The 12,353-nt window shown below is 74.9% G+C and carries 10 protein-coding genes and 1 pseudogene; 3 read left to right on the forward strand and 8 right to left on the reverse strand.

Features of this window, described 5'->3' with window-relative positions; translation table 11 throughout:
* Window positions 1-18 precede the first annotated feature (18 nt).
* Window positions 19-1,014: a polysaccharide deacetylase family protein gene (locus ACGFSC_RS08015; protein ID WP_359897405.1), complete on the forward strand. Its 996-nt coding sequence runs from the start codon at window positions 19-21 to the stop codon at window positions 1,012-1,014.
* A 41-nt stretch (window positions 1,015-1,055) separates the two neighbouring features.
* Window positions 1,056-1,505 carry a hypothetical protein gene (locus ACGFSC_RS08020; protein WP_359897480.1) on the forward strand — a complete coding sequence of 150 codons (450 nt, stop codon included), beginning with the start codon at window positions 1,056-1,058 and terminating at the stop codon, window positions 1,503-1,505.
* Between the two features lie 741 nt (window positions 1,506-2,246).
* Here ACGFSC_RS08020 and ACGFSC_RS08025 read toward each other — a convergent pair.
* The 5 genes and pseudogenes from ACGFSC_RS08025 to def all read right to left on the reverse strand — a co-directional run.
* Window positions 2,247-2,459, reverse strand: a pseudogene (locus tag ACGFSC_RS08025) (MerR family transcriptional regulator); the annotation flags it as partial.
* A 12-nt stretch (window positions 2,460-2,471) separates the two neighbouring features.
* Window positions 2,472-2,783 carry a hypothetical protein gene (locus ACGFSC_RS08030; RefSeq protein WP_359897407.1) on the reverse strand — a complete coding sequence of 104 codons (312 nt, stop codon included), beginning with the start codon at window positions 2,781-2,783 and terminating at the stop codon, window positions 2,472-2,474.
* A 362-nt stretch (window positions 2,784-3,145) separates the two neighbouring features.
* Entirely contained in the window at window positions 3,146-4,579 is a 1,434-nt protein-coding gene (locus ACGFSC_RS08035) for a transcription antitermination factor NusB (RefSeq protein ID WP_359897409.1), read from the reverse strand.
* Window positions 4,580-4,692: 113 nt separating this feature from the next.
* Entirely contained in the window at window positions 4,693-5,631 is a 939-nt protein-coding gene (gene fmt / locus ACGFSC_RS08040; RefSeq protein ID WP_359897411.1) for a methionyl-tRNA formyltransferase, read from the reverse strand.
* A gap of 124 nt (window positions 5,632-5,755) precedes the next feature.
* On the reverse strand, window positions 5,756-6,301 hold the full coding sequence (gene def / locus ACGFSC_RS08045) for a peptide deformylase (RefSeq protein ID WP_359897412.1): 546 nt from the start codon (window positions 6,299-6,301) through the stop codon (window positions 5,756-5,758).
* 254 nt (window positions 6,302-6,555) lie between these two features.
* Between def and ACGFSC_RS08050 the strand changes: the two genes are divergently transcribed.
* Complete coding sequence (locus tag ACGFSC_RS08050; protein ID WP_380353045.1) at window positions 6,556-7,248, forward strand: hypothetical protein; 693 nt, start codon at window positions 6,556-6,558, stop codon at window positions 7,246-7,248.
* 204 nt (window positions 7,249-7,452) lie between these two features.
* On the opposite strand, the gene ACGFSC_RS08055 is transcribed toward ACGFSC_RS08050, so the two are convergent.
* The 3 genes from ACGFSC_RS08055 to coaBC all read right to left on the reverse strand — a co-directional run bounded on the left by ACGFSC_RS08055 (window position 7,453) and on the right by coaBC (window position 12,278).
* Window positions 7,453-9,537 (reverse strand): primosomal protein N', encoded by a 2,085-nt coding sequence (locus ACGFSC_RS08055; RefSeq protein ID WP_359897414.1) that lies wholly within the window; start codon window positions 9,535-9,537, stop codon window positions 7,453-7,455.
* A 150-nt stretch (window positions 9,538-9,687) separates the two neighbouring features.
* Window positions 9,688-10,896: a methionine adenosyltransferase gene (gene metK, locus ACGFSC_RS08060; RefSeq protein ID WP_359897416.1), complete on the reverse strand. Its 1,209-nt coding sequence runs from the start codon at window positions 10,894-10,896 to the stop codon at window positions 9,688-9,690.
* Window positions 10,897-11,048: 152 nt separating this feature from the next.
* Window positions 11,049-12,278, reverse strand: a complete 1,230-nt coding sequence (gene coaBC / locus ACGFSC_RS08065) for a bifunctional phosphopantothenoylcysteine decarboxylase/phosphopantothenate--cysteine ligase CoaBC (RefSeq protein ID WP_359897417.1) — start codon at window positions 12,276-12,278, stop codon at window positions 11,049-11,051.
* Between the last annotated feature and the right edge of the window lie 75 nt (window positions 12,279-12,353).

Below are 12,353 nucleotides of genomic sequence, written 5' to 3' on the forward strand. Positions count from 1 at the left end.
CCGGGACAGACTGCGTCCATGCCCGCAGCCGATGCCACGCCCGCACCCCCGCCCTCACCCACACCCCCCACCGCCAACCACCTCCTCGGCCACCCGCCCGACGCCCGCCTCCTGCTGCTCAACTGCGACGACCTCGGCCTGGACGAGTCCGTCAACCTCGCCGTGGTCGACGCCGTCCGGAACGGCATCGCCGCCTCCTGCAGCCTGATGACGCCCTGCGCCGCCGCGCCGCACGCGCTCCGGCTGCTGCGCCGGCACCCTGAGGTCCCCTTCGGCGTCCACCTCACGCTGGTCTGCGAGTCCGCGGACCGCCGCTGGGGTCCGCTCGCCGCCCGTGACCGGGTGCCCTCCCTCCTCGACGACTCCGGAGGGTTCTTCGCCCCCACCCCCGCCGGACGCGCCGCACTGCTCGCCCGGGCCCGACTCGACGACGTCGAGCGCGAGTTCCGCGCCCAGATCGACGCGGTCGCGGCGGCCGGCCTCGCCCCGACCCACCTCGACTTCCACTGCCTGGCCGACGGCGGCCGCGAGGACGTCCTCGACCTCACCCTCGCCCTCGGCGCCGAGTACGGCCTGGCGGTCCGGGTCTGGCTGCCGCCCGCACTCGCCCGGCTGCGCGCACAGGGCCTGCCCGTGGTGGACCACGGCTTCCTCGACAGCTTCACCGTCCCCCTGGAGGACAAGCCCGCCCACTACGCCCGCCTGCTCGCCGCACTCCCCCCGGGCCTCACCGAGTGGGCCCTGCACCCCGGCACGGCCGGCCCGAGGACGGACCCGAAGGGAGATCCGAACCATCACGGCCCGAACCGTCACGGCCCGAACCGCCCCGCCCCGGAGGACGGTTGGCGCGTCCGGCGCACCGACCACGCGTTCCTCGTCTCCCCCGAGGCCCGCCGACTGCTCACCGAGCTCGGCATCACCGTCCTCGGCTACCGCACGCTCCAGGAGGCCTGGCAGCGGGCCCGAGGACGGCTCGCGGCCGAGGCCCCCGGGCAGCCCGGTGTGCCACGATGAGGAGGTACGAACGATCCAGCGCCACAGGGAGGTTGACCGCCGTGGACCCGATCATCAGCTGCCGCTGGCAGGACCCGAACGGCGAGTGGGCCCTGACCGTCGGCCACAACGGCGACGACTGGGAACTGCTCGCCTCCGCCCCCGCCTGGTCGGAGTCGATCCCCTTCTCGAACCCGGACGAGGTCCGCCGGCTCGCCCAGGCGCTGCTGGACCTGCCCGCCGACCCCGAGCCGTACGAGTTCGAATGGCAGCTCTCCCGCGCCGGTTCGGCCCCGGCCGAGGGCAAGCAGCAGCCGCACTTCGCGACCTTCGCCGTCGGCCTCGACCCCACCGACGACCACCGCCCCTACCTCGCCTACCAGTCCTACTACGACCTGGGCCGGGCGACCGGAATCGGCCTGGAGGTGATCTGCGAGGACCCGCCGGTCGACCACCTCCGCGCCCAGGCCCACGCCTTCCTCACCACCTTCCCCGGCCCCGCCCGCCGATAGCCCCACCCCACCCTCCGGCACCCCCAGCCGCTCCGCCAAACGGTCACGCAGCGCCCCGGCATCTCCCGGCACCGCCCCCGCGCACCACCGCCCGTACCGCTCCACCAACTCCGCGACGACGGCCGCCGCCTCCACCGAGTCCGGCTCCACCCCGGCCGCGACCGCCGGTCCGGCCAACTCCCTTACTGCCACGGCCAGTCCGGGCCTCGGCAGATGCGCAGCGGCCCGCACCGCCACGACCACCCCCTCCGCCGCGTCCGCCGCTTCCGCCCCGGCCACCCCCTCCGCCGCGTCCGCCGCTTCCGCCTCGGCCGCCTCGGCCTCGGCGAGCCCGCGCAGCAGCGCCCGGAACCCGGTGTCCCCCGCCAGCCGCGCCAACTCCACCCAGGCCTCGACCTGTTCGACCGAGGGTTCCTCCGGCAGCTCCGGCGTCAACGAGCGCGCCACGGCGGCGAACCGCCCGCCCCTCCCGATCCCACCGTCCCCTGTCCTGCCGTCCCCTGTCCCGTCGTCCCCGATCCTGCCGAACACCCCCGCCAGGAACTCCCCGATCAGGTGCCCCCGTTCGTCCTCCGTGAGCCGGGCCAACTGGTGCACGAGCGTCAACTCCTCAGGTGTCGACCCGAGCCTGGCCACCGTCCCGAGCACGGCCCGCCGCAGTCGCAGCACCCGGATCTGGACGTCGATCGCCTCCGCCTGCGCGGCGGCGACATCGGCCGGCGTCAGTTCGCGCTCCACCACCCGCCGGATCGCGGGCAGTCCGAGCCCGAGCTCCCGCAGGGTGCGGACCAGTTCCAGGCGGGCGACGGCGTCGGCACCGTACCGCCGGTGGCCGGCCGGGTTGCGGTCGGCCGGCGGCACGATCCCCTGGTTCGAGTAGAAGCGGACGGTCTTGACCGTCAGCCCCGTCCGTCGGGCCAGCTCACCGATGGTGTACGTCGTGTCGCCGTTCATGGCACCACCCTGCTACCTCCCCCCACGGGAGGTGCAAGCCCCCTCACCCGCGAGGCCCGCGAGGCCTGCGAGACCCCCGGGCCCCTGGGACCGGTGGGGCCCGTCGGGCCCGCGCTGGTGCTCGCCCTCCCGCCCGGAGATCCCGGAGCGCCCGGAGCGCCGGGAGCGCCGGGAGCGCCGGGGCGTCCGCCAGGCGGCGAACAGGACGCCCGCCGCGCCGATGACCGCCTGGAGCGCCCCCGCACCGGCCGTCAGGCAGATCAGGGTGCACACCGCCAGGATCGCCATCAGGGCGATCAGGTCGAGCGTCCGGCCGTCCGTCACGGCCCGGCGCACCCCGGGTCCCCGGGCACCGTTCCCCGAGCCGGCGGGTTCCCGCTGCGGCCGCTGAATCTCCGATGACACTGCGCGTCTCCCACGGTCCGGGAGGGCAGCCGCCGGGGAACGCGCCCAGCACGCAGAACAGCCGCATCGCGCCGCATGTCTCGTGGGGTTGCTTCCCCGGCTCCGCCGCGCGACGCGACGAAGCCTGCCCCCCAAAGATCATGCAGCCGAGCGGCTACACGAGAACCATGGAAACCGACGCCTGACGCGGTGTCAACCCGCCCCGGGCCGACGGCGGATCCCTGACGGAACGAGCCGCCGGTGTCGCCTCCCCACCTGGGGGAGGCGACACCGGAAGGGCCTCAGGCGGTGCGGCGCAGCAGCGCCAGGTACATCGCGTCGGTCCCGTGCAGGTGCGGCCACAGCTGCACGTCCGGCCCGTCGCCGAGCGCCGGGACGCCGGGCAGCAGCGGGCGCGCGTCGATCCACTCGACCCGGCCGTCCTCGGCCCGCAGCACGTCGTCCACGACCGCGCGGGTCTCCGCGAGGTGCGGCGAGCAGGTCGCGTAGCCGACCACGCCGCCGACCCGGGTGGCCTCGATCGCCGAGCGCAGCAGGTCCCGCTGGAGCGGGCCGAAGGCCGCGACGTCGGCCGGCCGGCGCCGCCAGCGCGCCTCAGGGCGGCGGCGCAGCGCGCCGAGGCCGGAGCACGGCACGTCGACCAGCACCCGGTCGAAGCCGCCGGACCGCCAGGCCGGGCGCGTCCCGTCGGCCGCGATCACGGTGTACGGGCCGGGGTTGCCGGCCAGCGCCCGCGCCACCAGCCGGGCCCGGTGCGGCTGCTTCTCGCTCGCGACCAGGGCCGCGCCCCGCTCGGCGGCGAGCGCGCCGAGCAGCGCGGCCTTGCCGCCGGGGCCGGCGCAGCCGTCCAGCCAGAGCCGGTCCGGCCCCTCCAGCGGCGCCGCCGCCAGCGCCAGTGCGACCAGCTGGCTGCCTTCGTCCTGAACGCCCGCCCGGTTCTCCTGCACCGCCGCGATCGATCCCGGGTCGCCGCCCTCGGCGAGCCGCAGCGCGAACGGGGACCAGCGGCCCGGCTCGGCCTCCGGCAGCGCCTCGGCGAGCTCGCCGACGGTGGCCCGGCCGGGGCGGGCGACCAGGGTGACCTCGGGCCGCTCGTTGTCGGCCCGCAGCAGCTCCTCCATCGCGGTGCGCCCGGAGGCGTCCGGCTGCCAGCGGCCGAGCGAGTCCCAGAGCGCGGAGACGACCCAGCGCGGGTGCGAGTGGACGACGGCCAGGTGGTCCTCGGCGTCCTTGTCGTACGGCGGGGCGACCTTCTCGATCCAGGCGTCCAGGTCGTGGGCGCTGATCCGGCGGAGTACGGCGTTGACGAACTTGGCCTTGCCGTCGCCGAGCACCACCCGGGCCAGTTCGACGGTCGCCGAGACGGCCGCGTGGCTGGGGATGCGGGTGGTGAGCAGCTGGTGCGCGCCGAGCGAGAGCACGTCCAGCACCGGCGGGTCGACCTTGCCGAGCGGCCGGTCGATGCAGGCGGCGATGACCGCGTCGTAGGTGCCCTGCAGGCGCAGGGTGCCGTAGACCAGCTCGGTGGCGAGGGCGGCGTCGCGCCGGTCCATGCCCTTCTGCTCGGCCTCGCGGAGCAGTGAGGGCAGGATCAGGTTGGCGTACGCGTCCCGCTCGTCGACGGCGCGCAGGGCGCGGAACGCGACGATCCGGGCCGGGTCCTTCTTCGGGCGGCGGTGCGGGCGGGGGGCGCGGTTGGTGCTGGGGGTGGTCACAGGTGCCTCAAGGTGCTGCGGTGGTTATCGACGAACTCGGACGAACAACAGATTTGAACGAACAAGGGCGATCTCAATCGATCTCAAACGAACAGTAGCGCCAAACCGGAGCGTCAGCCCCCGAGGCGCTCCCCCTCCTCCAGCCGCGCGCCCCGGGCCCAGTCGGCGGCCCGCATCTCCTTCTTCCCCTGCGGACGCACCTCCCCCAGCTCCACGTCGTGGCTGCCGGTGCCGACCCGGACGCTGTTCTTGCCCGCCATCGCGACCTCGCCCGGCGCCAGCTCGGCGGAGTCCGGCAGCAGCCGGACCGGCCCGGTGACCTTCAGCCGCTCGCCCCGGAACTCCGTCCAGGCGCCCGGCGCCGGCGCGCAGCCGCGCACGACCCGGTCGATCCGCAGCGCGGGGTGGCTCCAGTCGATCCGCGCGTCCTCGACGGTGATCTTCGGCGCGAGCGTGACGCCCTCGGCCGGCTGCGGCACGGCGTGCAGGGAGCCGTCCTCGATGCCGTCCATGGTGGCCGCGAGCAGTCGCGCGCCGGAGTGCGAAAGCCGGGTGAGCAGCTCGCCGCTGGTGTCGGCCGGGCGGATCTCCTCGGTGATCACGCCGTAGACCGGGCCGGAGTCCAGGCCCTGCTCGATCAGGAAGGTGGAGGCGCCGGTGACCTCGTCGCCGGCCAGCACCGCGTGCTGGACCGGGGCCGCGCCGCGCCAGGCCGGCAGCAGCGAGAAGTGCAGGTTGACCCAGCCGTACTCGGGGATCTCCAGCGTGCCGGGGCGCAGCAGGGCGCCGTAGGCGACCACCGGGCAGCAGTCGGGCGCGAGTTCGGTGAGCCGGGCGACGAAGTCCGGGTCGCTCGGCTTCACCGGCTTGAGGACCTCGATCCCGGCCTCCTCGGCGCGCTGGGCGACGGGGCTGGCGACCAGCTTGCGTCCGCGCCCGGCCGGAGCGTCCGGGCGGGTGACCACCGCGACGACCTCGTGCCGGTCCGAAGCGAGCAGGGCGTCCAGGGCGGGAACGGCGACCTCGGGGGTGCCGGCGAAGACGAGTCGCATCAAGGGCCTTTCTGCAAAAAGAAGTTCGAGGAGCCGGCGGAACCCGACCGGAGTCGGCGGGGAGCCGGCGGACGTCGACCGAGCCCGGCCGACGTCAGCGGAGATCAGCCGGAACCGGCGGAAGTCAGCGGGCGGAACCGAAGGTGCTGTGCGGCGAGACCTTGACCACCGGAGCCGACCCGCCGTCCCAGTCCGCCTCCCGGATCGCCTTCAGCGCGGCCTTGCGCTGCTCGCGGTCGAGCCGGTCGATGAAGATGATGCCGTCCAGGTGGTCGGTCTCGTGCTGGATGCACCGGGCGAGCAGCTGAGTGCCCTCCAAGGTCACCGGATCGCCGTACATGTTGAAGCCCCTGGCCACCACGCCGTACGCGCGCTTGGTGTCGTAGCGCAGGCCGGGCAGCGACAGGCAGCCCTCGGGGCCGTCCTGCTCCTCCTCGCTCAGCGACAGGTCCGGGTTGATCAGGTGCCCGGTGACGCCGTCCACGTGGTACGTGAACACCCGCAGGGAGACGCCGAGTTGGGGCGCGGCGAGGCCGGCTCCGGGAGCGTCCAGCATGGTGTCGGTGAGGTCGTGGACCAGCTTGCGCAGTTCCTTGTCGAAGGTGGTCACCGGCTTCGCGGTGGACCGCAGAACGGGGTCTCCGAAGAGACGGATCGGCTGGATCGCCACGGGGTACGGGCTCCTGTCCGTAGGGGCGCGGGCTGCGGTCGGCCGCTGGTTCACCCGCCAGTCTATGCAACCCGTACGGCCGTCCGCCGGGGGCTTCCCCGGGGCCCGGATCGGCGGCCGGCACGGCCCGACTGTGCCCAGCCGCGTTACCCCGGCCCCCGCTTCGGCGTTGGTCAAGAGAGATTGACCGGGCCGGGCGCACGGGACACCGCGTGCCGGCCGAGCCGAACCGTACGGAAGGTGGCACGTAGGCCATGGCCGAGCAGATCAACCACGACGCACGGGCGCGGGCGAGCCTGCACCTGCTGGTGCGGGACATCGAGCGGGTGAGGCGGCAGGTCGACGCGCTGCGGACGCTCACCGCTCAACTGGGCAACGTCTACCGTCCGCGCCGACCGAGCACCTCGGCCGGCTTCGTGGTGTACGGGCGGGCGCCGGCGCCGACCGTGCGCCTGGCGCAGGAACTGCGGGAGAGCGTGGAGACCCTGGTGGCGGCGGCGGTCGAGTTCGACCGGGCGCTGGGCTTCTCCTGGGACTCGGTGGGCTCCGCCCTCGGGGTCACCAAGCAGGCCGTGCACCGGCGCTACGGCATGCGCCGCCCGACCAGCGAGCTCCTCGCCGCGAGCGGTGGCGTCCCGGGCCAGAGCCGCCCGGACCGCGTCGACGAGCTGCCCCCGGCCGTCGAGCGCACCGGTCTGGCCACGACCGTCCCGGCGGCCCGCCAGGGCGGCCTGGACCGCAGCAGCCTGGACCGCGGCGCCCTGGAGCGCAGCACGATGGACCGCAGCACGATGGACCGCACCGCGATCGAGCGGGCGACGATCGACCGCACCGCGATCGACCGCGGCCCGATGGAGCGCACCCCCGTCGACCGCGGCACGCCCGACCGCGGCACCCCCGCCGACCGCCCCCAGGCGGACCGACCCGGCATCCCGCTGCGCGGCTGACCGAGCCGCCGCAGCCGGGCCGTCCGGGGCGGGGTGGCCCACTCACCCCGCCCCACCCGCCCACCGGGCCCGAAGCCCACCGGACCACCACCCCCGACCCCGACCAAGGCCCAAGCACCGACCCCGACCCCGACCCCGACCAAAGCCCCGAGACCCGACCAAGGCCCGGACCAGGCCCCCGAGCAGCGCTCCGGCCGACGCCGCTCAGCCGATGTCCGTCGGATCCACCCGCACCCGCACCGGCTCCGCCGTCCGCAGCGCGATCCGCGCGATCTGCGCCGCCTTGAGCGCAGCCGCCAGCGCCGCCCCCTGCCCGGGCGGCACCCGCAGCAGTGCGCGTTCCTGCTCCTCCCCCCGCAGCGCCGGTACCGGTACCGGCCCGAGCACGTCCGCCCCCTCGGGCAGCCGGATCAGGTTCAGCAGGTCCGTCACCGCCGAGGGGGTCCCGCTCACCGAGGCCATCCGGGAGACCGGCGGGAAGTGCAGCTGGGCCCGTTCGTCCCGTTCCAGCCCGGCGTGCCCCAGCGGGTCCCAGCGCACCAGCGCCTGTACCGGACGGGCCGAGGGCTCGGCCACCACGACCACCGTCCCGCCGTCCGTCGAGGGCCGCACCAGCGCGGCCGCCGCGAGCCAGAGCCGCAGCGTCTCCTCCCCCGCCCGCAGGTCGGGCCGGCCGAGCAGCGCCCAGCCGTCCAGCAGCAGCGCGGCCCCGTACCCGCCGCCGCCCTCCACGACCGGCTCCGCACCGGGTGTGGAGATCACCAGTGAGGGCTCGTCGGGCACGGTGGTGAGCACCGCTTCCCGGCCCGAGGTCCGCACCGGGAGGCGCGGGAACGCCTTGCCGAGTTCCTCCGCCGTCCGCCGGGCCCCGACCACCTGGGCCCGCAGCCGGAAGGACCCGCACTCGGGGCAGTGCCAGTCGTTCTCCGCCTCCCCGCACCAGCCGCAGCACAGCGGGGCGTCCGCCGAGGGCGCCTCCAGCGGCCCTTCGCAGCGCCGGCAGCGCGCGGGGGTCCGGCAGCGCCCGCAGGCCAGCCGGGGCACGTAGCCGCGCCGGGGCACCTGGATGAGCACCGGGTGCCCGGCGGCCAGCGACTCCCGGGCGGCCTCCCAGGCCACCGAGGGCAGCCGGGCGGCCTGGGCGGCGGCGTCCCGGTGCTGGTCCTGGTCGGTGACGGTCCGCACCCGGGGCGCGACCTGCCGCACCGTCTCCCGGTCCGCGACCAGCGGGCGCGCCCAGCCGGTGCTGACCAGCTGGGCGCCCTCCACCGTCACCGCGTGCCCGCCGAGCAGCACCGCCGCGCCCTCCTCGGCGGCGCGCAGCAGCGCCACCTCGCGCACGTGCGGGTGCGGGGCGCGCGGGTCGCTGTGGCTGCCGTCCCCGTCCGACCAGACGACGACCAGCCCGAGGTCCCGGACCGGCGCGAACATGGTGGCCCTGGTCCCGATCACCGCGTGCACCGAGCCGCGGCTCACCGCGAGCCAGCGCTTGTAGCGCTCGCGCGGGCCGAGGTCGGCCTCCAGCGCCACGTGCATCCCGGGGCCGAGCAGTTCGGTCAGCGCCTGGTCGACCCGGGCCACCGAGCGCCCCTCCGGGAGCACGACCAGCGCGCCGCGCCCGCCGGCGAGGGTCGCGGCCACCGCCCGGGCGATCTCGTACGGCCAGCCGGGGCCGGGCAGCGCCGCCCAGACCGCGCGCGGTGCGCCGCCCCCGGCGAGCGCGGCGAGGAAGTCGGGCCCGGCCGGGTAGCGCTGCCAGCCGCCGGGGGCCGGGGCGGCCGGGCGCGGCAGCGGCGGCGGCGAGGGCTCGGCCTCGGCCTTGGCGTGCCGGGGCGGGACGGCCAGCTGGAGCACGTCGGCCAGTGTCCCGGCGTACCGGTCGGCGACGGTCCGGCACAGCCGCAGCAGCTGCGGGGTGAGCACGGGCTCGGGCGAGAGCACCTGGGCCAGCGGGGCGAGCGGTCCGGCGAAGTCGCTCTTCTCCAGCCGGGCGACGATGAACCCGTCGTGCAGTTCGCCGCCCTCACGCTGGCCCTTCACCACCCGGGCCCCGAAGCGCACCCGCACCCGTACTCCGGGCTGGGCCTCCTCGGCCATGGCGGCCGGCACCTCGTAGTCGAAGAGCTTGTCGATGGTGAGCACGCCCTTGTCCACCACGACCCGGGCCACCGGCAGGTGCTCGGCCCGCTTGGCCCCGTGCCAGGTGCGCGGCTTGGCCCGCTTGACCGTCTCCCGGATGAACGCCAGCTGCTCCGGCTCGGCGGCCCCGTTCTCCCCTGTGCTGCTCATCGCCACCAAGTACTACCAGGTCACACCGACAATGCACGAAGCGGCGCCCACCCCCGTTCGGGGGCGGGCGCCGCTTCAGGCGCTACGGGCGCACGGGCCGCGGGCGCGCGCGCCACTGGCGACGGGCCGCGGGCGCGGGCGCCGCGGACGTCAGTCCTGGACGGCGGCCTTCAGCTGCTCCACCCGGTCGGTGCGCTCCCAGGTGAACTCCGGCAGCTCACGGCCGAAGTGGCCGTACGCCGCGGTCTGCGAGTAGATCGGGCGCAGCAGGTCCAGGTCGCGGATGATCGCGGCCGGACGCAGGTCGAAGACCTCGGAGACGGCCTTCTGGATGGTGAGGACCGGCACGGTCTCGGTGCCGAAGGTCTCCACGAACAGGCCGACCGGCTCGGCCTTGCCGATCGCGTACGCGACCTGCACCTCGGCGCGGCGGGCGAGGCCGGCGGCGACGATGTTCTTCGCCACCCAGCGCATCGCGTACGCGGCCGAGCGGTCCACCTTGGACGGGTCCTTGCCGGAGAAGGCGCCGCCGCCGTGGCGGGCCATGCCGCCGTAGGTGTCGATGATGATCTTGCGGCCGGTGAGGCCGGCGTCGCCCATCGGGCCGCCGATCTCGAAGCGGCCGGTCGGGTTGACCAGCAGGCGGTAGCCCTCGGTGGTCAGCTTGATGCCCTGCTCGGCCAGCGCCTTCAGCTCCGGCTCGACCACGAACTCGCGGATGTCCGGGGTGAGCAGCGACTCCAGGTCGATGTCGCTGGCGTGCTGGGTGGAGACGACGACGGTGTCCAGGCGGACGGCCTTGTCGCCGTCGTACTCGATGGTGACCTGGGTCTTGCCGTCGGGGCGCAGGTAGGGGATGGTCCCGTTCTTGCGCACCTCGGTCAGGCGGCGGGAGAGGCGGTGCGCCAGGGTGATCGGCAGCGGCATGAGCTCGGGCGTCTCGTCGGACGCGTAGCCGAACATCAGGCCCTGGTCACCGGCGCCCTGCTTGTCCAGGTCGTCCTCGTCGCCCTCGACACGGGCCTCGTACGCGGTGTCGACGCCCTGCGCGATGTCGGGCGACTGGGCACCGATGGACACCGAGACGCCGCAGGAGGCGCCGTCGAAGCCCTTCTTGGAGCTGTCGTAGCCGATCTCCAGGATCTTGTCCCGGACGAGCTGGGCGATCGGCGCGTACGCCTTGGTGGTCACCTCGCCGGCCACGTGCACCTGGCCGGTGGTGATGAGCGTCTCCACGGCGACCCGGGACGTCGGGTCCTCCCGCAGGAGAGCGTCAAGGATGGTGTCGCTGATCTGGTCAGCGATCTTGTCGGGGTGTCCCTCGGTCACGGACTCCGAGGTGAACAGGCGGCGAGACACAGCGCTCCCTGGGGTTGCAGCGGCTGCTGACTGAAGTTCCCCGGGGCGACCCGGGGAACTCCGGAAAGACTTGATTCCTGGAGTCTAACGGTCTGGTTCCGCCGAACGTCACCCGCTTCAGGAATTCTCGACCGCCGCGCGAGCGGTTCCGATCAGTTGCCGCCCGTTTCCAGCCGCTTTGCGACCAGATCCCAGACCACGTCCGCGAGCGCCTCCTTCGGGCCCACCGGAACGGCCGTCTCACTGCCGTCCGAGCCCAGTACCACGGCCTCGTTGACGTCGGTGCCGAAGGCCTTGCCGTTGCCCACCTCGTTCACCACGAGCAGGTCACAGCCCTTGCGGGCGAGCTTGGCCCGACCGTTGGCGAGCACGTCGTCGGTCTCCGCCGCGAAACCCACCACGAGTTGACCCGAACGGGCCCGGTGGGCCGACAGTTCGGCCAGGATGTCCGGATTGCGGACCAGTGCGACGGGTGCCGGCTCGACGCCCTCGACCTTCTTGATCTTGCCGGTCGCGTACTCGGCGGGCCGGAAGTCCGCCACCGCCGCGGCCATCACCACGGCGTCCGCGTCCTTGACCGCCTTCAGCGCCGCCTCGCGCAGCCCCAGCGCGGTCGACACGTGCACCACGTCCACCCCGGCCGGGTCCGGCAGCTCGGCGTTGGCCGAGAGCAACGTCACCCGGGCCCCGCGCGCCGCGGCCGTCACGGCGAGCGCGTAGCCCTGCTTGCCGGAGGACCGGTTGCCCAGGTAGCGCACCGGGTCCAGCGGCTCGCGGGTGCCGCCGGCCGAGACCACCACGTGCCGTCCCGCCAGGTCGGTCGGCACCGCCCCGCCGCGGCGCAGCACGGCCCGGCAGGCGTCGAAGATCGCCGACGGCTCGGGCAGCCGGCCCTTCCCGGTGTCCTTGCCGGTCAGCCGCCCGACGGCCGGCTCCAGCACGATCACGCCCCGGCGGCGCAGCGTGGCCACGTTCTCCCGGGTGGCCGGGTGCTCCCACATCTCGGTGTGCATGGCGGGCGCCACCACGACCGGACAGCGGGCGGTGAGCAGGGTGTTGGTGAGCAGGTCGTCGGCGAGGCCGTGGGCGGCCTTGGCGATCAGGTCGGCGGTGGCCGGGGCGACCACCACCAGGTCGGCCTGCTGCCCGATCCGCACGTGCGGCACCTCGTGGACGCGCTCCCAGGTCTCGGTGGCGGCCGGGCGGCCGGACAGCGCCGCCCAGGTCGCCTCGCCGACGAAGTGCAGCGCGGCGGCGGTCGGCACGACGGTGACCTGGTGGCCGGACTCGGTGAAGCGGCGCAGCAGCTCGCACGCCTTGTACGCGGCGATCCCGCCGCTCACGCCGAGGACCACGCGGGGGGCGTCCGCACTCAGGGTCATCTACCGGCCTTTCTCCGCCTCGGGAACGCATAACGCATCGGGAACGCGTCGCGGCCGTGCCGCGAACGCGCCCAC

Source organism: Kitasatospora sp. NPDC048715 (assembly GCF_043198905.1).
Lineage (GTDB): Bacteria > Actinomycetota > Actinomycetes > Streptomycetales > Streptomycetaceae > Kitasatospora > Kitasatospora lactacystinica.

Bases quoted from the DNA above. Each gene is read 5' to 3' on its own strand.
- ACGFSC_RS08015 (WP_359897405.1), top strand. From the start codon at position 19: ATGCCCGCAGCCGATGCCACGCCCGCACCCCCGCCCTCACCCACACCC.
- fmt (WP_359897411.1), bottom strand. From the start codon at position 5,631: ATGCGACTCGTCTTCGCCGGCACCCCCGAGGTCGCCGTTCCCGCCCTG.
- ACGFSC_RS08050 (WP_380353045.1), top strand. From the start codon at position 6,556: ATGGCCGAGCAGATCAACCACGACGCACGGGCGCGGGCGAGCCTGCAC.
- ACGFSC_RS08055 (WP_359897414.1), bottom strand. From the start codon at position 9,537: ATGAGCAGCACAGGGGAGAACGGGGCCGCCGAGCCGGAGCAGCTGGCG.
- coaBC (WP_359897417.1), bottom strand. From the start codon at position 12,278: ATGACCCTGAGTGCGGACGCCCCCCGCGTGGTCCTCGGCGTGAGCGGC.